The sequence below is a fragment of the Psychrobacter sp. genome, assembly GCF_018260395.1.
GTDB lineage: Bacteria > Pseudomonadota > Gammaproteobacteria > Pseudomonadales > Moraxellaceae > Psychrobacter.
The window spans coordinates 15866-39045 of the sequence record NZ_JAGLBC010000005.1; the positions used below are offsets into that span (position 1 = coordinate 15866).

The window sequence follows — 23180 nt, forward strand, 5'->3', positions numbered from 1 at the left end:
ACGTATCGACCCTATAATAAGTGAATCCTACTAGGAGTAAATAATGAGTGTATTAATTGATAAAGACACCAAAGTATTGGTGCAAGGTTTTACTGGTAAAAATGGCACTTTCCATTCAGAACAAGCTATTGAATACGGTACTAAAGTTGTTGGTGGTGTAACGCCAGGTAAAGGTGGTCAAACTCACCTAGGTTTGCCAGTGTTTAACACTATGGCAGAAGCTATGGCAGCGACACAAGCTGATGCTTCAGTTATCTATGTACCAGCACCTTTCGTGTTGGATTCTATCATTGAAGCGGTAGATGCAGGTGTTAAGCTAATCGTTGTGATCACTGAAGGCGTACCTACTTTAGATATGCTTAAAGCAAAGCGTTATATCGAAGAAGCTGGTGATGTAAAAATGGTTGGCCCAAACTGCCCAGGCGTTATTACTCCAGGTCAGTGTAAAATCGGTATTATGCCAGGCCATATTCATTTACCAGGTAAAGTGGGTATCATCTCACGCTCTGGTACATTGACTTATGAAGCTGTGGCTCAAACCACTAAGCTTGGTTTTGGTCAGTCAACTTGTATCGGTATTGGTGGTGACCCAATCCCAGGTATGAATCAAATCGATTGTTTGAAGATGTTTCAAGAAGATCCTCAAACTGAAGCTATCGTACTAATTGGTGAAATTGGTGGTACTGCTGAAGAAGAAGCAGCTGCCTACATCAAACAGCACGTAACCAAACCAGTAATCGGTTATATTGCTGGAGTTACAGCGCCTAAAGGTAAGCGCATGGGACATGCTGGTGCCATTATCTCTGGTGGTAAAGGCACTGCTGAAGAGAAGTTCAAAGCATTTGAAGATGCGGGTATCGCCTATACTCGTGATCCATCTAAGATTGGTGAGACGGTTAAAGAGGTTACTGGTTGGTAATTTTCCAGTATTGGTTTCAGTTAACAGTCAGTAGATATCTGAGTTAACTGGAATATGTAAGAATAAAAAGAGCATCCTTCGTGGTGCTCTTTTTTTTGTTTTGATAATGTTTAACTTTTATTTAGCTTATTGGTTAATGCAGGTAGTCTAAGTCTTAAAGTTTGCTACAATATAGGTAGAAATTTATATCAGATAGCCCTCATTTACCAATCAAAACTATACTTATAAATCAAATAACTATACTTAATAATCAAAACTATACGAATTAAAATTGGATGCTTATGACCACTCAAGTTACTCATGCTGTTATCCCTGTTGCCGGCTTCGGTACGCGTATGCTACCTTTATCAAAAGCAGTTCCTAAAGAACTATTACCTTTAGGCAATCGTCCGGCAATTCATTATGTCGTAGAGGAGGCTATCGCTGCTGGTATTAAAAATATTGTTTTGGTTGGACATGCTCAAAAAAGCGCCATTGAAAACTATTTTGATATGAATGCTGAACTTGATAATCAGTTGCGGGCTAAGGATAAAGTTGAAATAGCTGATAGCTTAAACTGGTTGCCAGAAGATGTATCTGTTTCTATGATTCGTCAGGGGAAGCCATTAGGTCTGGGTCATGCAGTGCTTAAGGCGCGCCCTATTGTTGGAGACAGTCCATTTGCTGTTATGCTTCCTGATGTGGTATTAAATCCATTTACTACCAAGATGGATCAAGACAATTTGGCTTACATGATTCATGCTTTTGAGCAAACCCATCATTCACAGATCTTAGTGAGTCAAGTTGATGATAAAGACGTACATAAATATGGTATTGCTAAGTTAAAAGATGCTGATCAATTGTCTCAGCTAACTGGGGATAAAAATGCTAACTTTGCAGTTGCAGGTTTTGTAGAAAAGCCGCAGTTAGCAGATGCGCCTTCTAATTTAGCTGTGGTCGGTCGTTATGTATTTACCTCAACTATATTTGATTATTTGGCGAACACTCAACCCTCAGTCGGTGGTGAAATTCAGTTGACGGATGCCATTGATGCGTTAATAAGCACCCAAGGGGTTGATATCACGACTATGTTAGGGGACAGCTTCGACGCTGGAGATATGACCAGTTATATGCAAGCTTTTATCTATTTTGCTCAGCAGCAACTATCAGCTTAACCTATTATCAGCTTAACCTATTATCAGCATAAATTACTATCAGCATAAATTACGATCAGCATAAACTATCAGCCCAAATTTAGTCAGATTATGTCATCATTTATTGAGCTATCCTATTATGTCAAAAGAAGCTATGTCAAAAGAAGCTATGTCAAAAGAAACTAGTGTAAAACAAAGCATGTCGACACAAACTAGTATAAAACAATCCAAATTAAATAATAAAAGCACCAATGCCTTACCAACCCAGTTACCACAATGGCAAAAGCTACAACAATTGGCCCAACGCTCCTGGTCTTTAACTGAGTTATTTAATACTGAAATGGATAGAGCAAAAAAATACAGTGTCAGTGCTGAAGGCATTTATTTTGATTATTCTAAGCAGTGTCTTGATTCGGATGTAAAAAAGCAGTTAATGGCATTGGCAAATGCTTGTAACCTACAACTAAAAATAAATGCGCTGTATCAGGGTGAAAAGGTAAACAGCAGTGAGGATAGAGCGGCTTTACATACTGCCCTTCGCCTTCCTAAAACGGCAAAACTGTCCCATCAAGGTATTGATGTGGTGGCAGAAGTGCATGACAGCCTAGATAAATCTGCTGATTTAGTAGACAGAATACGCAATGGTATCTGGCGTGGATACTCTGGTAAGGCTATTACTGATGTGGTAAATATCGGAGTTGGTGGGTCTGATTTGGGACCTGTAATGACCAATACAGCGCTTGATGAATGGGCAGATAGCGACATTCAAGTGCATTTTGTGTCCAACATGGATGGTACTCAGTTAGGCAATTTATTAGAGCGTTTAAATCCAGAGACTACCTTATTCATTATCTCGTCTAAATCTTTTGGCACCGTCGACACCCTTTCTAATGCAGAGACGGCTAGAGCTTGGTTGCTAGAGACTGGGGCCAGTCAAGCGACGTTGCTACGCCGTCATTTTATTGGTATTTCTGCCAATACTAAAAAGGTCAGTGCTTGGGGAATTGCCAAAGAGCATCAATTAAAGCTATGGAATTGGGTGGGGGGCCGCTTTTCAATGTGGTCTGCCATTGGCTTGGCTGTAGCAATCCGTATTGGCACTGAGCGTTTTAATGAAATGCTACAAGGTGCTTATGCCATGGATCAGCATTTTTTAAACACTGAGTTTGAGCATAATTTACCGGTACTATTAGGTCTGATAGGCGTTTGGAACAGTACTTTTTTGGATATAAATGCCCATACTGTCCTACCTTATGATGGCCGTCTTAAGTATTTCCCAAGCTACTTGACCCAACTTGAGATGGAAAGTAATGGTAAGTCGGTCACCCATCAAGGCCAAGCGGTTGCTTATGCAACTTGTCCTATCCTATGGGGTGAGATTGGCTCTAATGCTCAGCATGCATTCTATCAATTACTGCATCAAGGTACGCAGAAAGTCTCTTGCGACTTTATAGCCTGTGTCAATTATTATCAAGACTCTGAATCTAACGAATTAAAGCGCCAGCATGCCCTGTCGTTGGCCAACTGCTTGGCCCAAAGCCGAGTCTTAGCGTTTGGTAACGATGCCTTAGTAGCTAAACCTGATCAAGAAGTGTCTGATCTTGATAAGTTTAAGCGCTATCGTGGTAATCAACCGTCTACCACTATTTTGTTAGATGAGTTGACACCAAGAAGTTTTGGGTCGCTTATCGCCTTGTATGAACATAAAGTGTTCGTTATGGCCAGCATTTGGGACATTAATCCATTTGATCAATGGGGGGTGGAAATGGGCAAAAAGGTGGCGGATGAGGTGTTTGCGCATATCAATCTTGCAAAATCATTCTCGAATTCTTTGGAAGGTGCCGATCCTGAAGTAAACTTTGATAGCTCTACCCAAGCTTTATTACAGCATATTAATAAGAAAATTGAAGTTTAAGTTTAGGTTTAAGTTGTCTCAGTGAAGTTTATAGTACCAAAAGCCCTAACGATAAAAACAATAAAAACAATAAAAAACTATAAGGATGAATCTCATGGTTATGCCAGCCAAAACTATGAACAATAACTCTGCTGTAGGCAATCATTGTATCATAGTAGGTCATTCTATTGATGCCATTACCACAGCAACAGTCATGGTAAGTCTCGGCAATAGAGTAAGCTTATATGCCAATTCACAAGCGCTGGAGAATACACTAGCCAATTACAACTTTGAATATCAGCAACAGGCTTTATGGCAACTGTACTTAAGCCAGCACAGCATCGTTGTAGAGTCTATCCCCGAACAAGCAAGTGCAGTTTTTGGTGAAGAGTCTGCTAATTTATACTGGTTATTTCATAGTGATCTTCCGGCTTCTTGGCAAAAGTCCAAAGATAATAAACCCAGTTGGGTGGTTCATCTGAATGAAAGCCAAACTCCCAGTCAGATACCGCTGATTTTAAGTGGTATCAGTACCTTGGGGGTATTTTCAGATATTGCCACTTATTGTCAACGTCCTTGGGTATATTATGTGCCGTTTGTGTTCCTACAAGATGGCAACACCTATCCTTCAATGTTGTCTCCGAAGTTGTGGTTGATGGGTGAGAAGACCAAAGATTCTATCGATAAAGTTGCAGTGTTACAGCCCTTGATAGCCCAAGCACAACAAAGCTATATCAGTGATATTGCTACCATTGAGTTCTCACGTAGTGCCATTATGAGTATGCTAGCCACGCGAGTCAGCTTTATGAATGAATGGTCGAGATTGGCAGATTATAAAGGTGTCGACATCCAAGAGGTAGCAAATATTATGGGCTTGGATACACGAATAGGGAGCAGTTATCTTAAAGCTGGTTGGGGCTTTGGAGGGCGAACTTTACCGGCAGAAATCAAGGCGTTACAACAGACATTAGACAATACTCAGGTTGATCATCATCTTATTCATGCGGTAAATCTAATTAATAATGACCAAAAAGAGCTGATTTTCCGTAAGTTTTGGCAATATTTTGATGGGGCAATCGAAAACAAGCAGGTCACTATTTGGGGTGCGAGCTACAAAACTGGTTCGGGCCGTACTTCTGAAGCAGCCATACATCCTTTATTACGTCTAATATGGTCATATAATATCACCACCCATGTCTATGCCCTAGAAGCCGAAAGCGAGCTGGCAGGCTTATATCCTGAACAGCCATTGTTAAAGTTCATCGCAATTTCAACCGAACAGTTGGCTAATAGCGATGCCTTATTTGTGTTGTCATGGCCAGGTACTAAGCGTTTACCTATTAGTGCTATTAATGAAGTGGTGGTGCCGGTGTTTGATGCTCAAAATGCCTTTAGTAAGACTCAGATAGACTCTTTAAAAGGAGATTATCAAGGTATTGGCCGTCGCAAATAGCAATGGTGTTTAGAATTGTTTAGAATCATTTACTATTAAATTTTATCAGTTTAGATGCAATATACCCGTTAATCTCTATTTAGTACTTGAGTGAATTAGTTGATTGAACTGCATGAGTCAATTGCCTGTGTCAATATTCAAGTATCTGACTCTATGATTAACGGGTTTTTTAAATATTTGATGGTAAGGCTATTAAACTAGCCTGCCAATTGAATAACTGATGAATCAACTAACTAATCACCTTACTAATCAACTGACAACAAACAAAGCAATCACAATCAAGCGACTACTCTAGACTAGGCAACTTGCGCGCCTTGCTGACCTAACCACTGTTTAATCTCTTCAATTTTTTTAGTTAGTAAGGCTTCATCACCTTTGGTTTCTATGTTAAGACGAATTAAAGGTTCGGTATTAGAGGTGCGAAGATTAAAGCGCCATTCACTAAAATCTAGGCTCAGACCATCTAAGGTGTTTTTGTTAGGGTTCTGCGATTTAAAATATTCTTCAATACCCGTGATAATCTCATCGCTACTTAGACCAGTTAGCTTAAAGTTAATTTCGCCAGAACTTGGATATGCGCTGATACGTTCATTCACCAACTGACCTAATGACTTACCTGAAGTGGATAATAGCTCAATGGTTAGTAACCAAGGAATCATGCCGCTATCACAATAAAAGAAATCACGGAAGTAGTGATGCGCACTCATTTCGCCCCCATATACTGCTCCGGACTCGCGCATTACTTGCTTGATAAAAGAGTGACCTGACTTGCTGATAACCCCTTTACCGCCAGCCTCTTCGATAAGGGCTTCAGTGTTATATATCACACGAGGGTCATAGACAATGGCGGCTCCTTCATGCTTTTGCAAAAACGCCTGAGCCAACATACCAACCACATAGCTACCTTCTACAAACTCGCCATTGGCATCAAATAAGAAGCAGCGGTCAAAATCCCCGTCAAAAGCAATGCCTAAATCCGCGTTATTTTTAATAACCGTTTGTTTGGTGGACTCTCGATTGGCAATAATCATTGGGTTAGGGATGCCATTAGGGAAGCTACCATCTGGCGTATGATGCACTTTAATGATTTCAATAGGCGCACCACTTTGTTGCAGGCGTTGCTCGATTAGATCTACAGTAGGAGCCGCACTACCATTTCCTGAATTAATAACAACTTTTAATGGTGTGAGTTTATCGGTGTCAATAAAGCTCATAAGATGGTCGACATACGCCGTTTTATCAAATTTATCTATTACTTGTCCTGTGTTAGAGATAGCGGCAAAGTTGCCTTGTTCTGCAAGTGCCTGAATATCGGCCAATCCTGAATCCGCACTTATCGGTTTTGACTGGTCACGTACTAATTTTAAGCCATTGTAATTAATAGGGTTGTGGCTGGCAGTAACTTCAATACCGCCCAAGGCTTGGTAATGACTAGTTGCAAAGTAAACCTCTTCGGTACCCGTCATACCTAGGTCTATCACATCAACGCCTGCATCGACAATGCCGCGAATAGTAGCCTGCTTTAAGGTTTCACTTGAATCTCGAATGTCACAGCCAATAACGATGCTATTTTGGACGCCATCACTAACTTGGTTTTGGGTACGCTGACCGGCAAGAATCTCGGCAAAAGCACGACCAATACGGTAGGCAATGTCTTCATCCAAATTAACCCCTAATTCACCACGTATATCGTAAGCTTTGAAAGAAGTAATAGAACGATGTGCAAAATTATCAGTAGCAGTAGGTGTTGTAGTCATTTTGAGCCTTGTTTTAGTAATTTATAAAATATAGGGATTTAATTTAATAGTGAGCTGAACTATGAATCAGCTTAATGCGTTATATCTAAATTAAAAGTTTGAGTAAAAAACTTAAACTAAAAAATTAACTATAACCAAACACATCTCTTGAGTAAACCTTATCAGACACATCTTCTAGTTCGGTATGCCAACGGTTGGCAACAATCAAATCATTACTTTGCTTAAATTGTTGCAGATCATTGATAACTTGACACCCTTCAAAGGTATCCTCGACTAAAGCCGGCTCATAAATGGTAATACTCATACCATGCTGCTTTAAGGTTTGTATCACATCAAGTACTGCCGAATCTCTAAAGTTATCAGCGTCTTTTTTCATACTAAGACGATAAATTCCCACTTGGCTAGGATTTTTGTCAATAATTTGGCGAGCGATAAAGCGCTTTCTAGTATTGTTGGCATCGACTACTGCGTGGATTAGATTGGCAGGAATACCGGCATAGTTGGCTTGAAGCTGTTGGGTATCTTTGGGTAGACAGTAGCCTCCGTAGCCGAAAGACGGGTTATTGTAATGCTGACCAATACGCGGATCTAATCCTACGCCTGTGATGATAGCTTGGCTGTTTAATTGGTGCTTTTCAGCAAAACTATCTAACTCGTTAAAAAATGCTATACGAGTGGCCAAATAACTGTTGGCAAAGAGCTTCACAGCTTCAGCTTCAGTAGGCGGCATCATCAATGTAGGCGCATCTTTTGACTCACTTGCTTGCTGATATAGTCTCATCAATGCTTGTGCCAATACTTGCTGCGACTCTGTAGCACCAACAATGATACGCGAGGGATGCAGGTTATCGTATAAAGCCTGGCCTTCACGTAAAAACTCAGGCATAAACAAAATTTGAGTATCAAATTGCTGACGCATACTATCCGTAAAGCCAATAGGAATTGTAGACTTGATAACAATAGGCACTTGACTGTTTTGAGCCCGAACCGCGCTGATACTCGCTTCTACTGAAGAAGTATCAAATTGTCCCGAAGCCACATCATAGTTGGTTGGGGTAGCAATAATAACCAAGTCACTTTTTTCATAAATACCTTGGCCGTCTATCTGGGTTTGAGAGCTGGCTTGTAGATTCAGTTGTCTATTGGCCAAATAGTCACAAATCTCTGAATCTTGTAATGGCGATTGATTTTGCTGCAGCTGGTTAATCTTAATCTGATCAATATCAAATAGCATCACTTGGGTATTTAAATGAGCTTGAGCCAACAAAATGGCATTCGATAGTCCCACATAGCCTGCGCCAATGACCACGATTTTTGATAATTTAATGGTTGTGGATTGGTCATATAAGATTTGTGAGTTAGAAGTAGTTAAGTTGTTTTCAGAGTCGCTCATATCTTTATTCTTATATATTTTAAAATTATTGGGGCTGCGTATAATCTGTTTACTATATATCAGTTTACTATATTCTGATGAGCTCATAATTACAATTCTAAAATGATACACTGCTGATATGACAGATTAAAAACGGCTATATTAGCGAATAACTAAAACACTGAGAGTAAGGTGCTATGCATAATAAGCAAAATAACCAGAGTAAGCCAAATACCACCGATATAAATGATAAACAAGATACACAAATTATTGCACCAATACCAATACTTGGTATACCTGAGCCTACAACGCGCATGGAAGATCTAGTAGCGCTGATGGCACGACTGCGTGCTGACTGTCCTTGGGACATTAAGCAAACCAATCACAGCCTAATTCCCTATGCTATAGAAGAGGCTTATGAGCTAGCTGAAGCAATACAAGAGGGTGATATCGAGGACATTAAAGGTGAGTTAGGTGATGTGCTGTTGCAAGTCATCTTTCATTGTCAAATTTATGCCGAGCAGCATCAATTTGATTTAGCTGATGTGGTGTTTACTTTGCAAAGTAAACTGATTCGTCGCCACCCGCATGTATTCGAGGCAGAACAACTGCCCGATGAAGCAGCAGTGAAACAGCGCTGGGATGACATAAAGGCTATAGAAACTACAGAGCGAGAGCGTCGAGGCAAACCAAAGCGTAGCTTAGATAAAGTAAAGGCGGGTAGCGCTTTGATGCAAGCGCAAAGCCTACAAAAAGCAGCCAGTAAATTGGGGTTTGACTGGGATGGGGTAAGTGATGCGATTGAGAAATTAGAAGAGGAAATTGCTGAGTTGAAGCAAATCCTTCCAAGCGACCTTCAACTTGAGAACGAAAAACTAGATGAGGCGTTAAAGCTTGAGCTTGAAAAAGAACTGGGGGATTGCATTTTTGGTTTGGTAAATGTCGCCCGCAAGTTAAATCTTGATGCGGAGGCAGCGACATTGACTTGCGTGCATAAGTTCCGGAGTCGCTTTGGTTTTATTGAAGAACAACTGGCCAAGCAAGGAAAAACAGCTGAAACCAGCACCCTTCAAGAAATGGATACCTTGTGGGAGCTTGCCAAACAGTATGAGTAAAACGTTTGGACTAGAGTCTATCCTATTTAGAATTAATACTAAACTGACATGTACGATAGACTATTTATCGAAATTTATTCAGGTATTACTATTATTGTTGAGCCTGCTTCTAACTAACCAGGCATTAGCTAAACAATGTTTTGCGGATTCAAATCAAGCATATAGATATCTTGTTGAACAGCAACAAGCTCAAGAGGCAAATTTAACGGGTAAAAACAAAATTATAGATATCAATCAAGCGACTGAAGCTGAATTGACTACCTTAAAGGGCATTGGTAGTAACAAAGCTCAACAAATTATCTTATATCGTCAGGCTTTTGGAGAGTTTAAGCGTATAGAGGAATTGGCCAAAGTAAAAGGAATTGGCGAGAAGACCGTCGCTAATAATAAAGCGCGTCTGAAAGTTGATTAACTTATTAAGCTGTGTTTATTGCGAACAAACCGCTTGATATAAGGGTTCATTGATAGCCAACGTATGCCAGCTTAATTGCTTAAAATTAGCAGCAGTGAGTTTAGCCTCTGAGGTTGATTGGGTTAATGTAGTAGTGGCAGGATGAGTGCAATTTACCAATTGAGGAATGACTTTGGTACTGATACGTCTTTCAAAAAGATAGAGATTGCTAAGTCTTATATCATCAGTGGTACTGCTAATGGCTCTATCAATAGTTTTAGCCTCGCCAGATGCCATAAAGCGTATTACTTGTGGCTTAATATAACTCCACGGGCGATACCAGAGACTGCCTTCAACATTTTTTATCACCTGTACCGATTCCGGTATTGTTTGTAATTGTTGTTTATCCCAGTGGTATTCTTGATGAATTTGAAAACCTAACATACCAAAACCTGCAAAGATAGGAATAAGCCATTTCGGTGCTTTACGGCCCATAAGTTTTGCCAATTGGCGCAAGATCATAGCAATGCCTGCCATCCCAAATCCGGCAGTAACTGTGGCAATAAATTCGTAAATCATAAGACAACACTTCCATGTAAAAGAGCGTTAAGAATTTAGTTGATATAAAAATGAATAAGCCACAGTCATGACTTATTCATTTTAACGTCAAGTTGTTGTTGACTAGCGAAGTTGTAGCAACTAACTTCGCAAGCTTTGGTTTAGATTAAGGAGATGGTCTGTTAACTAATGATCAATCGCTTCTGCAGCACCGCGTGGGGAGCGAACACTTTCCACCAACTGTTGAATGTGCAGTGGAGGCGCTTGAGTTGCATAAGAGACTAAGAAGGCTACGATAAAGTTAATGAGCGCTCCAATCACCCCAAATGACAAGGGTGAAATGCCCAATAACCAATACTCAGCAGTATCAGGGAAGTTAGCGGTATCTGGAATAAACAACCAACCTTTGTACATAAAGATGTATACCAAGGTAGTGATTAGACCGGCCAACATACCAGCAATGGCACCATAGTTATTAATGCGTTTTGAAAAAATACCCATCATTAACGCTGGGAATAATGAAGCACCAGCAATACCAAAGGCAAGAGCCACAACTTGAGCTGCAAAACCAGGCGGATTAATGCCTAGATAGGTGGCAATAACGATGGCAACACCCATAGATATACGTGCCACCATCAGCTCCCCTTTATCGCTAATGTCTGGGTTGAAGTTTCGTTTCACCAAGTCATGACTAATTGCAGAAGAAATGGCCAATAGTAAACCTGCAGCGGTAGATAATGCAGCCGCCAAACCACCAGCAGCAATTAAACCAATAACCCAAGGTGGTAAATTGGCAATCTCAGGGTTGGCCAAGACCATAATGTCATTATTAACGTCAAGCTCGTTACCTGCCAAGCCCGCTTTAGCAAATTTACCGTCTAGCTCCGAGGCATGAGCCATTTCAGCATCTTTAACAGCGATAGTGGCCGCCGCAACATCACCGCCTGATTTCTCGGCAGTGGCTAAGGCAGCTTTTGCTGAACCTAAGCCGCTATCGTTATACATTTGAATGCGACCATCACCATTTAAATCGTTGTACTGAATCAACCCTGTATTTTCCCAAGTTTGCATCCAGCTTGGACGCTCTTTGTAATTTATGGCAGGAGCATTAACCCCTTGAGGATAAACAGTATCAATTAAGTTTAAACGAGCCATAGCACCAACAGCTGGCGCGGTAAAATATAGTAGGGCAATAAATACTAATGCCCAGCCAGCTGACCAGCGCGCATCAGCAACTTTTAGTACAGTAAAAAAGCGAATAATAACGTGTGGAAGACCAGCGGTACCAATCATTAGCGATAAGGTAAATAGCACCATATTTAGCTTATTGGGGACATCAGCTGTGTAAGCGGTAAAACCCAACTCAGTCACTACCTGATCAAGTTTAGTCAGCAGAGGGATTCCAGATTCAGTATGATTTGAAAACAGGCCCAATCCTGGGATAGGGTTACCCGTTAACTCAAGTGAAATGAATACAGCAGGAATGGTATAAGCAATAATCAGAACCACATACTGAGCCACCTGAGTATAAGTGATACCCTTCATACCGCCCAGTACGGCGTAGAAAAACACCACGAATGCAGCAATAATAAGACCAGTAGTATTTTCTACCTCTAAGAAGCGTGAGAATGCAACGCCTGCACCGGTCATTTGTCCAATGACATATGTTGTCGAAGCAATGATTAAACAGGCCACAGCTACTAAAGCGGCTGTCTTTGAATAGAAGCGATCGCCAATAAAGTCAGGAACCGTATACTTACCAAATTTACGTAAGTAAGGCGCCAATAGCATAGCCAATAAGACGTAGCCACCTGTCCAACCCATTAGATAGGTGGAAGCACCCATAACCGCCAGCAGCCAATAAACCTGCCATAGAGATAAACGAGGCCGCACTCATCCAGTCTGCACCGGTTGCCATGCCATTTAATACGGGATGAACCCCACCGCCGGCGACATAAAACTCTTTAGTAGATCCTGCTCTTGCCCAAATAGCAATGCCAAAATAGAGTAGGAAGGATGCGCCGACAAATAAAATATTGATTGTAAACTGACTCATAACTTACTCCTCATCTAAGCCGTATTGTTTATCCAGCTTATTCATACGCCAAGCGTAGAAGAAGATGAGAATAATAAAGGTGATTATCGAGCCCTGTTGAGCGAACCAGAAACCTAAATCAGCGCCACCGAATTTTATACCCGCCAATAGTGGACGGAATAAAATACCACAACCATATGAGCAAAAAGCCCAGATAAAAAGACATATTAGAATCAGACGGACATTGGCTTTCCAATAGCCTGACGAATCTTGCGAGGGATTCATAAGACAAACTCCTTTTGTCATAGAGGGTGTAAATTACAACCCTTATAGAAAACTGCTTCCTGCAGTAAAAAGATTAATATTAATATTGTTTAATTTATCTTCCTAAAATAAACCAGATTGTATCAAGTTAGTTACTTTAAGATATTTTAGTTTACAGTTGTCTACCTAGTATATCAATTAAATAATTTAAAAAAAATTAACATTATAAATTAGTAAAACTAAAATTCATTAAATATAAATTATCTGTAGATTAATGATGAGTTGGTATTGTGATTGAGTCTAAATTTTTATAGAATGACCAACTTATTTTAATACCAGTTTTATTGATCGAGATATGATTTAGCTTTTAAAAATCGCCCCTATTGTAAATAGCCCTATTTTCATTGATTTATTTAGCTATTAATTTAGCTAGTGATTTAACTATCTATTAATTGAGTTGTTTGTCGCATCAAGATCCAATTTTATTCTTTTGGTCAAAGCTGCTTTACGACTTGTTATCTATAAATGGTTAGGGTAAAAGGAGAATGACAATGCTTGAGCAACCGAATGCCTTTACTGAAGGGTTTAATGCGTTTGTAGATTGGGGTAATGGGATAATCTGGGGAAGTGACTCCTGGTTAATCATGAACAATCCTTGGTATGGCCTTTTAGTTTTTGTACTTATTGGGGCAGGTTTGTATTTTACAGTGGCGACTCGTTTTATTCAGTTTCGCCATTTTGGACACATGTGGAACCTTTTACGATCTTCGGGTCAAGGACGAAAAGAGGGCGGCATTAGTTCTTTTGAAGCTTTGATGACATCTCTGGCTGCTCGTGTCGGTACTGGTAACTTAGCGGGTGTAGCCATTGCGGTGTATATTGGCGGACCTGGGGCAGTATTCTGGATGTGGATCACAGCAATTTTAGGTATGTCCACCAGCTTTATTGAATCTACACTGGCTCAAGCTTATAAGGTGCCGCATGAAGACAATGTATATCGCGGAGGTCCTGCATATTATATTGAAAAAGGTTTAGGTCAACGCTGGATGGCAATATTCTTCTCGCTTTGCCTATTGGTTGCCTTTGGTTTAGCCTTTAATGGCGTTCAAGCAAACTCTATCGCACAAGCTACGAACCAAGCCTTTGATACCCCTAGTTGGGTAACTGGCTTGGTATTGGTAGTATTGGTAGCGCCTGTGGTATTTGGAGGACTACGCTCAGTGGCCAAAGTTGCGGGTAAGGTAGTGCCTATCATGGCTATTTTGTACGTGGGATTAGCGCTATATATTATCGTAACCAATATTACTCAGTTTCCAGCAGCGATTGCTTTAATTTTTAAGTCAGCATTTGGGTTCGAGCAAGCAGCAGGTGGTGTTCTAGGCTATGGTATTGCTCAAGCAATGATCAATGGTATTAAGCGTGGTTTATTCTCAAACGAAGCAGGGATGGGATCAGCCCCGAACGCAGCAGCCACAGCCAAGAGTCACCCTGACCACCCAGCAGTTCAAGGCTTTATGCAAATGTTAGGGGTTTTCATTGATACTTTGGTAATTTGTTCTGCCACTGCTGCTATTATTATTTTGTCAGGGGTTATTGGCGATCCAAACGTAGAAGAGGAAGGGATTAAACTGACTCAGTTGGCGTTATCGAAGTTTGTAGGTGACTGGGGTATCTACTTTGTGGCCGTGGCTATCTTCTTCTTTGCTTTTACCTCTATTATTGCCAATTATAGTTATGGCGAGTCAAACTTAGAGTTTATCTCCGGTCATAAAAGTGCCAAAGTGCCGATTATAATTTTTCGTTTCTTAGTATTGGTTATGGTGTTCATTGGTTCTGTGGCTAGTTTGCCAGCTATTTGGAACTTCGCCGATCTATCAATGGGTCTGATGGCGTTAACCAACTTGGTGGCGATAGTTATTTTATCGCCTGTAGCGCTACGAGTACTGCGTGACTATGAGCGTCAGGTAAAAGAAGGAAAAACACTTGAACAAATCACTTTTGATCCTGATCGGTTCAAAAAATTAAAAGATGAAGCAAACCGTGACGCTTGGAAAGATTAACTAGCTTTAAAATACTAGCTATTAAATTCTACCTATAGCGTATAACTAAAAAACCCCGTTCATTTTGAACGGGGTTTTCATTTATCTATCTATTAGCAATAAAATAGCTAAGATCAGCTACCTGTATTCTTTACAGACTTGGATAGTCTTACCTATTGGGATAGTTTTACATGTTTGGATAGTCTTACATATTTGGATAGTTAGGACCGCCACCACCTTCAGGAGCTACCCAAGTGATGTTTTGTGAAGGGTCTTTAATATCACAAGTCTTACAGTGCACACAGTTTTGAGCGTTAATAACGAACTTAGCGCCTTCTGCATCTTTAACAATCTCATATACCCCAGCTGGACAATAGCGCTGTGCAGGCTCTGCGTAGATTGGTAAGTTCACAGTGACTGGTACTGTCGGATCAGTAAGCTTCAAATGACAAGGCTGGTCTTCTGCATGGTTGGTATTAGAGATAAATACTGAAGACAATTTATCGAAAGTTAACTTACCATCTGGCTTAGGATAGTCTGGCTTATAAGACGTACTGGCTTTATCAAGGCTATCATAATCAGGGGTAGTATCGCGAATAGTTAATGGCATTTTACCTTTTAATAAATTATGCTCGATAAAGGTAAATGCGCCACCCATAAACATGCCCATGCGGTGCATTGCAGGTGAGAAGTTACGCACTTCGTAATTATCTTCATACAACCAAGACTGTTTATACATTGTGGTATAGCTTTCGACTTCATCGTGCTGACGACCGGCTTGCACTGCCTCAAAAATAGCTTCAGCTGCCAACATACCAGACTTCATTGAAGTATGGGTGCCTTTAATCTTGGCTGGGTTCAAGAATCCAGCATCATCACCTACCAATACACCACCTGGGAAGGTTAATTTTGGTAACGAATTTAAACCACCTTTGGTTAATGCACGAGCACCATAAGATAAGCGCTTACCGCCTTCTAATACTTGTCTTATAACAGGATGCGTCTTTAGGCGCTGCATTTCATCAAATGGAGACACATAAGGGTTGTGATACGCTAAGTCAATAACCATACCAAAGCTAACCTGGTTATTTTCATCATGGTATAACCACCAGCCACCAGTAGACCCTGTCTCGGTTAATGGCCAACCTAAACCATGCATAACCACACCTGGCTCATGCTTGCTTGGGTCAATGTCCCATAGCTCTTTAATACCAATACCGTAATGTTGTGGATCGCTGTCTTTATCTAAGCCAAAGCGGCTAATTAAACGCTTACCTAAATGTCCACGGCAACCTTCGGCAAAGATTGTGTATTTAGCATTTAATTCATAGCCTGGCTCAAAACCTGATTTATGTGAGCCATCAGACGCCACACCCATATCACCAGTTAGGACACCGCGAACTGATCCATCATCGTTATATATAATATCAGAAGCAGGGAAGCCTGGGAACATCATGACTTCAAGCTCTTCAGCTTGCTCAGCCAACCAGCGCACCACATTACCTAATGAGACTATGTAGTTGCCTTCATTGTGCATTGGGGTAGGTACAAGTGCATTAGGTACATTGGTTGAACGCGTTGCTGAATTTAAATAATAAATTCTATCTTCAGTCGCAGGGACATTTAAAGGGGCGCCTTTTTCTTTCCAATCAGGAATAAGCTCATTTAGGGCGCGAGGTTCAATAACTGCACCAGATAAAATATGAGCCCCAAATTCAGAGCCTTTTTCTACCACACAAACCATAAACTCGTCGTTACCAGCTTCTAGAGCAAGTTGACGCAGACGAATGGCTGCTGAAAGACCAGAAGGGCCTCCTCCAACAATAACAACATCGAAATCCATTGACTCACGTTCTATTTGTTCATCTTGCATTTGAAACTCCTTATAGCTGGCTTAATCACACCAACACCATACATTAATGGCAGGTATGAGCACTATTAATTTAATCGCTAGCAAACATTAATTTGAATATCTGTCAATATACCCAATTGTATAATATGCGACAACAATTAGACATAAAAAACAGGTCTTTATGTCAGGAGCTGGCGGAAATATAAAAAAAGGGTTGCAGTTAGTTACCCATTATAAAATAAAAGTTGGATAAAGACGACACGAATTGTGACTCACTCGTGATAAAGTAAGCTTACTTATTGTTTTAACTTAATGTTAGCGAAAATAATTAGAGGAATAAAATAAAATGCAATATTCAGAACATCAACCAACAGTCTCTAACAGTTTAGATTCATTATCAGAATTTATAAAAAAAGAAAGCAGCGATCGCCGTGGTCGTTCAATTCCGCCTTTAGATAAGTGGAATCCTGAACGTGAAGCTGATATGGATATGGTTATCAAAGCCAATGGTGAGTGGTGGCATGAGGGCAGCAAGGTGACTCGTCAATCCTTGGTAGATCTCTTTTCAACCGTGCTTTGGCGAGAGGGGACTGATAATGAACCACAGTATTTTTTAAAAACGCCGGTTGAAAAATTACGCATTCGTGTTGAAGATGTGCCTTTTTTAATGACTGAAGTAAATATTATTAAGAACCAAGGTGCGCAGCAAATTGAATTTATTAGCAGTACTGGTGATGTGGTGTATTTAGATGATGAGCATCCGCTTGAGATGCGAGATTATCAAGGTGAGCAGCGACCTTATATAGAAGTACGCTTCGGCATGTTGGGTCTTATCTCTCGTAATGTTTTAATGCATCTCATAAAACTTGGCGACTTGACCGAAGATGGGGATAATACGACTTTGACACTACATAGTGGCGGTAAAGCTTATTCAGTTACTGTTGCAAACTAGTCTTTAATTAATTATCCTGAATAAAACAAGTTAACCTCAATCAACCCAATGATTACCAATTAAACTAGCATTAAGCTAGCGTAGTTGTCTGATTGGGCTGGTTATGATGTTCTACAAAGGTAGCAATATATAGGTCATGACAACCGCTGTGAACACACAATCTATTAATTTTAGCTCTTCTGACCCTGCTCCCATTGGTATTTTTGACTCTGGTGTAGGTGGCTTGTCGGTCTACTTACACCTTAAACAGCAGATGCCAAATGAAAGTTATCTTTATTATGCCGATACTCTAAATGTCCCTTATGGGTCTAGATCAAGTACAGAAATAAAAGATTTAACTTTATTGGCAGTGGATTGGTTAGTTGCTTCAGGTTGTAAGTTGGTTGTTATAGCTTGCAACAGTGCTTCAGCTTATGGTCTACAATTGGCTCGTCAAAAGTACCCCAATGTTCCGATAGTGGGTTTAGTGCCTGCCTTAAAGCCAGCAGTCTTAAGCAGTAATAGTAAAAGCGTGGCGGTTTTAGCCACTAAAGCTACTTTAGATGGCGAGTTATTAAACACAGTTATCAAAGATTATGCCTATCCTGCTCAAGTTAATGTAGTCAAATGGTTTAATCCCAATCTTGTGCCTTGGGTAGAAGCGGGTATGCCACTAGACTGTGAAACACCCAAGCAGTTAAAGGCACAGTTAAAGCATTTTTATGAGCAAAAAGTTGATCATTTAGTTCTAGGCTGTACTCATTACCCTTTCTTTAGAGACTTTGTGCTAGCTGAGGTAGCCAATGAGAACTTAGACATTAAAGTACTCGACTCAGGAGCTGCAATTGCCGCTAGAGTTAAAGCTTTATTAACGCAGTCAAAGTCTTTGGTATCCTCGAAGCTTACCAATGGTTCCAAAAATGACTTATATGTTGGATATACTTCTGCTTATAACCCTACTTATTCTTTCAATCCTAATCATTCCAAAAGCTCTGCACTTATTCAGAGCATCGCCTTGGATACTATTGAGAATAAAACTCCAAGCTTAAACCCATATCAAGATCTACTCCAAATACAAAATGAAACTCAAGACATAGATCATACTATTAAAGCCTGTAAAAATGATGAAAATTTAACTCCCCTACACGCTGGGTTGTCTTTTTTTGTCTCTGACCCGAAAGCGAACTTAGCAGAGGTATCGCGAATGGTACAACGCCTAATTTTTCGTAAATCTCTTTAAACCACTTATAACACTCTAGGTATTGTTCCAGCTTTGACTATTTCAAACTAAGCCTTATTCAAATTCGAACTAAGCATTATTCAAACTTTGTGGATTATGTTACCAAAAGCATGCCTTGTTAATATAATAGATACGAGTTTTGTTTGTTTAACTCAGAAGCTTACAGTAGAATTTAGGTCTGCAATAATCAATTGTTGAACAAAAACTAACTCTTAAATATAGAATTAAATGTTAAGTTAGTAGCTATAAATATAAATTTATGACCAGAGTGGTCTGAGGAAAATGATATGTCTAATCCAAATAATGATAAATTAAAAGAAGAAATCAACCACTTAGAAGACTCTATGCACGATGCCGAAAAGCCTCATACTTTGGAGGAGCAAGTGGCAGACATGAAGCGTCGTGGCATCGATCCTAGTAAATCATATAAAGAATGGGATGATCAAAAAGAAGACGATTGGGGTAATGAGACTTGGAAAGAAAATGGTAAGTGGGAGCATAAAACTCCTGAAGACTTAGATCCAAAAGCTAAAGAAGAGTGGGACGGCGAGAATGGTAAGCCAAATCCACCTCCTATTGTTTAACATCATTTATCATAACCATTAAATCATTATCTGTTAAAAAATTTTCTAATTATAGTCTCAAAATAACAGTCTCAAACAAAAGCCACCCAATTAGATGATTGAGTGGCTTTTTTGATTTTAAGGAATGTACAGAGCTGTGAGCTATTTACCTGTATCAGTACGAATAATACGAAGGCTACCATCTTTTAAAATTACTTTGCCCGCGCCATCTTGTTGTTTAATAAGACGGCCAATACTGTCGGTATTAGTAGTGGACGCAACACCTTGCTGAATTCTAGTTTGGTTGTATTGCGGATAACTAGACTGTGAAGAAGCTCCTTGATTGCTATTAATTAAGCGATAAAACTTCTGACCTGCACGGCCATCGGCTGGGAACATACCTTTACTGGTTTGGTATTGTTGAATGGCCTTTCGGGTATTGTCACCAATGATACCGTCTACTTCACCAATATCATAACCGGCGTTGATTAGACCTTGCTGAATGTCTTTGGCTTGTTGACGGCTTATGCCTGGATCATCAGTCGGCCAAGCAGTGATAAAGTCAGTATTAGAGCTGTTCTCTTTTTCGATCAAATCTGATAGATGCGCAATGGCCAAAGCATAGTTCTCTGACGCATTATAAGAGTAGAAAGTATCGAAGTTTTTACCCACTAGGAATGCAGGACCTTTTAAACCTGCTGGTAATAATAGACCTGCACTGCTTAAATCATACGGAATAGGACGACCGTCAGCTAGAGTAAAGCCCTTATCACGCCAATAGCTCATTGGTTTTTTGTCTGTACGGCTATTTGAACCCCAATATCCTGATGGAATCTTTACTTCATAACCCCATGGCTCACCACTGCGATATCCACGTTTGGCTAAGAAATTGGCGGTTGAGGCTAGGGCATCAGGTTTACTGTTTACCAAGTCACGGCGACCATCACCATCGAAGTCAACCGCTAAGTCTAAGAATGTACCGGGCATAAATTGAGTTTGACCAAAGGCGCCCGCCCAAGAGCCTTTCATGTCACTGGCAGCAATATCACCGTTTTGCACAATTTTTAGGGCATTGGCATATTCACCACGAAAATAAGATTGACGGCGGTCAAAGCAAGACAAGGTTGCCAGCGACTGAAATAAGTCTTTTTTACCTAGCGTCTGACCGAAGTTCGACTCTACACCCCAGACTCCTAAAACGTGCTCGGCTTTTACCCCATAACGGGATTCAATGCGGCGTAGGGTATCTGCCATTTCATGTTTGGCACGGATACCATCTTCAACACGCTCTTTATCAACTAGTGATGATAAGTAATCCCACACATCTTTTTGGAATTCTGGTTGATAGTTTAATGAGGAGATAACACTCGAATCAGGCTCGCTAGGACGATATTGCTCAAAAGTAGAGCTGTTTACACCGCGAAAGGTACTAGAGTTCTTTAGGCCATCTAGGCATTGTTGAAACTGAGAGTTAGATAAGTAAGGGGCTTCTGCAGCAGCTTGAGCACTGGTAGCTGCCAAAGATAGGCCAATAACACTGGTTAAAGCAGCCACTATACGAGTATGCAGCATAAGATTAATCCTTAATATGATAAATTTTTATAGTGTTAGAAGTGAAAGAGGATATAAGCTATATATTCAAAAATATAAATCAAGATGCCTTTTTTACAAAGCTATCAAAAAATCGCTAACTTTAAATGTTATGTCAGGGTAACCAAAATAAAGAATAAATAAAAGGTATGAATAGATTTGGTTACCATATCAAGACGTCAAAAAAGGGATTGGTTAAGATAATTCTAATTTAAAAAGGAAGAACACACATTGTTAACCTAAGCTCGTGACTCTCACCCGCCTCCAAAGTAACACTGTCCAAATGCGCATTAGCCGTCTCAATACAAAGCATACGCTGATAGTCATCAGCAGCAAATTGTGAGACCTGTTTTGCTTTCTCAATCCAAGGGTTCCAAACCACAGTGCTGTTACTACCCTTGGCTTGTAAATGGTAAGTTTGCGCTGGCGTGTTTAAAGTAATATTTGGAGCGCCATGATAAATACGATCAACACCCTCACTAAAGGTTACATTGCCTTGTTGGGTCTTGGTTTCCCATTTATCTAAAGTATCAGTATAAGGCACTTTACTAAGACCATAGATATAACTTTGCGTAATGTCTATTGCGGGTAAGTAGGTGTGTAGTGCTTGAGAGAAGTTTATGGTTTGCTTGCTGTGATTGGTCGTAATCAAACTAATATGAAAATGATCGGCATTAAATAGGAATTTTACTTGTAAACTTAGCTTAGGATGAAAATCCTTTAATTCTGGCAACTGTAAAGTTAAGCTAGCATAGTGTTGTAGCTGATGATCCACGTGAAGCGGGTTAAACATAACCATATTAAAATTCTGCGTACGGGCGAAACCATGTTGCTTTAGATCAAGTTTACAGTCTTTAAAACTTTCTTGAACCGCTTCTGGATTGGCGCTAAATTGCCCAAAGACCGGCCAGCAGATAGGAATACCACCGCGTACGGATTCCCCAGTTTTATACTCAGCTTTTTCGCTAACCCAAAGCCAGTTATTATGATCATCGTTCATACGTGTAGAGAAATGTATCAGCTGGGCGCCTTGCAATAATACAGTAGCACGATAATCAGCTGAAGTAATGGTGACGGCATCGAGTTCATCAATTTTGCTATAAGCTATAGTCGGTAACAAGTTGGTTCCTTTGTATTGAATACTTAGGTTATGGTTGTTCATTTAATTATAAATAAGTTTATGGGCTTTTTATATTACACCATACCGCTATAAATGCTTTAAAACCCAAGCGATATTTAAAAAAGGTCTACCTTTTGTAGACAGGGATGGTGCTTGCTGTTCTTCCACTATGTCGATGATATAGCTATCTGCATAATACGAATGTATCTTGGCCTTGGTAATAAAAAAGGGCGGACCAGATATTTTATCGTATTTATCTTCAAATTCATCATCCAAACCAAAGGTTAACAATAACTGGTCAGCATATCTAGTTAATGCCATTAAATGCTGGGTATAACGTACTCGTAGCGAATGGTTGCCTAAAGCGTCATCACCGTCATCAGGCAAAGCAACTAGCGCCGCACGATCATAGATAGCAGCAATCTGCCCAATATCCTCAGCGGTTAGCTCAAAGATATCACCGACCCAAATGATAATGGTTTGAGATTTATGATTATCACCATAGCTTCCCTTGTAGAACTTAAGTTTGGGATTAGTAGAGTGGGAATGAATGGTAGGCGTTATTTGATTCTCAGCAAAAAATTCAACCACCGCTTGCTCAACAAGTTCAACGCCCACAACATCATAACCTTGCTCTGCTAGCCAAACCATATCAATACTTTTGCCGCACAATGGCACACAAACGGTACTGCCAGCAGGGGCATTAAGCTTGGTGAAGTGCGATTTGAGTAGTGAATTTGGCTCCGATTGATTGAACCCTATTTGTTTGCTTTGCCATTTATCTTGCCAGAAGTTGGGATTCATGTGGTGATTCTGCCATTATTGTGATGATTTAATAGATTGCTTAGCTCTTGCTAGTGAACAACATATTTAGTAGTGAATAACCAATTTAGTAGTGAATAAACAATTTGGATATTAGTATAAAACAATGGCTACCTTATCGGGTAGCCATTA

At 40.1% G+C, this 23180-nt stretch carries 18 protein-coding genes and 1 pseudogene; 10 read left to right on the forward strand and 9 right to left on the reverse strand.

The window, feature by feature from the left end; genetic code table 11:
• The first annotated feature begins 43 nt into the window (after positions 1-43).
• The 4 genes from sucD (at position 44) to QZ265_RS01010 (ending at position 5399) form a co-directional block, all read left to right on the forward strand.
• The gene (sucD, locus tag QZ265_RS00995; RefSeq protein WP_296402491.1) at positions 44-919 is read left to right on the forward strand and encodes a succinate--CoA ligase subunit alpha; all 876 of its coding nucleotides are present in this window, start codon (positions 44-46) and stop codon (positions 917-919) included.
• Between the two features lie 281 nt (positions 920-1200).
• A complete protein-coding gene (locus tag QZ265_RS01000) occupies positions 1201-2073 on the forward strand; it encodes a UTP--glucose-1-phosphate uridylyltransferase (RefSeq protein ID WP_296402493.1) in 873 nt (290 codons plus the stop codon).
• A 178-nt stretch (positions 2074-2251) separates the two neighbouring features.
• Complete coding sequence (pgi, locus tag QZ265_RS01005; protein ID WP_296402535.1) at positions 2252-3967, forward strand: glucose-6-phosphate isomerase; 1716 nt, start codon at positions 2252-2254, stop codon at positions 3965-3967.
• Positions 3968-4067: 100 nt separating this feature from the next.
• Complete coding sequence (locus QZ265_RS01010) at positions 4068-5399, forward strand: UDP-glucose/GDP-mannose dehydrogenase family protein (protein WP_296402495.1); 1332 nt, start codon at positions 4068-4070, stop codon at positions 5397-5399.
• A 296-nt stretch (positions 5400-5695) separates the two neighbouring features.
• Here the strand turns inward: QZ265_RS01010 and QZ265_RS01015 are convergent, their stop codons facing one another.
• Positions 5696-7156 (reverse strand): phosphomannomutase CpsG, encoded by a 1461-nt coding sequence (locus tag QZ265_RS01015; RefSeq protein ID WP_296402496.1) that lies wholly within the window; start codon positions 7154-7156, stop codon positions 5696-5698.
• A gap of 124 nt (positions 7157-7280) precedes the next feature.
• A complete protein-coding gene (locus QZ265_RS01020; protein ID WP_296402497.1) occupies positions 7281-8549 on the reverse strand; it encodes a nucleotide sugar dehydrogenase in 1269 nt (422 codons plus the stop codon).
• Between the two features lie 293 nt (positions 8550-8842).
• On the opposite strand from QZ265_RS01020, the gene mazG reads away from it, so the two are divergent.
• The gene (mazG, locus tag QZ265_RS01025) at positions 8843-9643 is read left to right on the forward strand and encodes a nucleoside triphosphate pyrophosphohydrolase (RefSeq protein ID WP_296402537.1); all 801 of its coding nucleotides are present in this window, start codon (positions 8843-8845) and stop codon (positions 9641-9643) included.
• Positions 9636-10055 carry a ComEA family DNA-binding protein gene (locus QZ265_RS01030; protein WP_296402498.1) on the forward strand — a complete coding sequence of 140 codons (420 nt, stop codon included), beginning with the start codon at positions 9636-9638 and terminating at the stop codon, positions 10053-10055. The genes mazG and QZ265_RS01030 overlap by 8 nt, the downstream gene beginning before the upstream one ends.
• Before the next feature lie 15 nt (positions 10056-10070).
• Here the strand turns inward: QZ265_RS01030 and QZ265_RS01035 are convergent, their stop codons facing one another.
• The 3 genes and pseudogenes from QZ265_RS01035 to QZ265_RS01050 form a co-directional block, all read right to left on the reverse strand.
• On the reverse strand, positions 10071-10613 hold the full coding sequence (locus QZ265_RS01035) for a hypothetical protein (protein WP_296402499.1): 543 nt from the start codon (positions 10611-10613) through the stop codon (positions 10071-10073).
• A 165-nt stretch (positions 10614-10778) separates the two neighbouring features.
• Positions 10779-12648, reverse strand: a pseudogene (locus QZ265_RS01040) (sodium:solute symporter family protein).
• Positions 12649-12651: 3 nt separating this feature from the next.
• Positions 12652-12912, reverse strand: a complete 261-nt coding sequence (locus QZ265_RS01050; protein ID WP_028859092.1) for a DUF4212 domain-containing protein — start codon at positions 12910-12912, stop codon at positions 12652-12654.
• Between the two features lie 530 nt (positions 12913-13442).
• On the opposite strand from QZ265_RS01050, the gene QZ265_RS01055 reads away from it, so the two are divergent.
• Positions 13443-14951 carry a sodium:alanine symporter family protein gene (locus tag QZ265_RS01055; protein WP_296402502.1) on the forward strand — a complete coding sequence of 503 codons (1509 nt, stop codon included), beginning with the start codon at positions 13443-13445 and terminating at the stop codon, positions 14949-14951.
• A 184-nt stretch (positions 14952-15135) separates the two neighbouring features.
• On the opposite strand, the gene QZ265_RS01060 is transcribed toward QZ265_RS01055, so the two are convergent.
• Positions 15136-16803 carry an electron transfer flavoprotein-ubiquinone oxidoreductase gene (locus QZ265_RS01060; RefSeq protein WP_296402503.1) on the reverse strand — a complete coding sequence of 556 codons (1668 nt, stop codon included), beginning with the start codon at positions 16801-16803 and terminating at the stop codon, positions 15136-15138.
• Between the two features lie 325 nt (positions 16804-17128).
• Between QZ265_RS01060 and QZ265_RS01065 the strand changes: the two genes are divergently transcribed.
• The 3 genes from QZ265_RS01065 to QZ265_RS01075 all read left to right on the forward strand — a co-directional run bounded on the left by QZ265_RS01065 (position 17129) and on the right by QZ265_RS01075 (position 19537).
• Positions 17129-17734: a DUF1285 domain-containing protein gene (locus QZ265_RS01065; RefSeq protein WP_296402504.1), complete on the forward strand. Its 606-nt coding sequence runs from the start codon at positions 17129-17131 to the stop codon at positions 17732-17734.
• A 136-nt stretch (positions 17735-17870) separates the two neighbouring features.
• On the forward strand, positions 17871-18953 hold the full coding sequence (murI, locus tag QZ265_RS01070) for a glutamate racemase (RefSeq protein ID WP_296402506.1): 1083 nt from the start codon (positions 17871-17873) through the stop codon (positions 18951-18953).
• 287 nt (positions 18954-19240) lie between these two features.
• Entirely contained in the window at positions 19241-19537 is a 297-nt protein-coding gene (locus QZ265_RS01075) for a hypothetical protein (RefSeq protein ID WP_296402508.1), read from the forward strand.
• A 141-nt stretch (positions 19538-19678) separates the two neighbouring features.
• On the opposite strand, the gene QZ265_RS01080 is transcribed toward QZ265_RS01075, so the two are convergent.
• From QZ265_RS01080 to QZ265_RS01090, 3 genes are all read right to left on the reverse strand, one after another.
• Complete coding sequence (locus QZ265_RS01080) at positions 19679-21088, reverse strand: lytic murein transglycosylase (protein ID WP_296402509.1); 1410 nt, start codon at positions 21086-21088, stop codon at positions 19679-19681.
• A 229-nt stretch (positions 21089-21317) separates the two neighbouring features.
• On the reverse strand, positions 21318-22226 hold the full coding sequence (locus QZ265_RS01085) for a D-hexose-6-phosphate mutarotase (RefSeq protein WP_296402511.1): 909 nt from the start codon (positions 22224-22226) through the stop codon (positions 21318-21320).
• 87 nt (positions 22227-22313) lie between these two features.
• Positions 22314-23030, reverse strand: coding sequence for a thiopurine S-methyltransferase (locus tag QZ265_RS01090; RefSeq protein WP_296402513.1), 717 nt, complete (start codon positions 23028-23030; stop codon positions 22314-22316).
• Between the last annotated feature and the right edge of the window lie 150 nt (positions 23031-23180).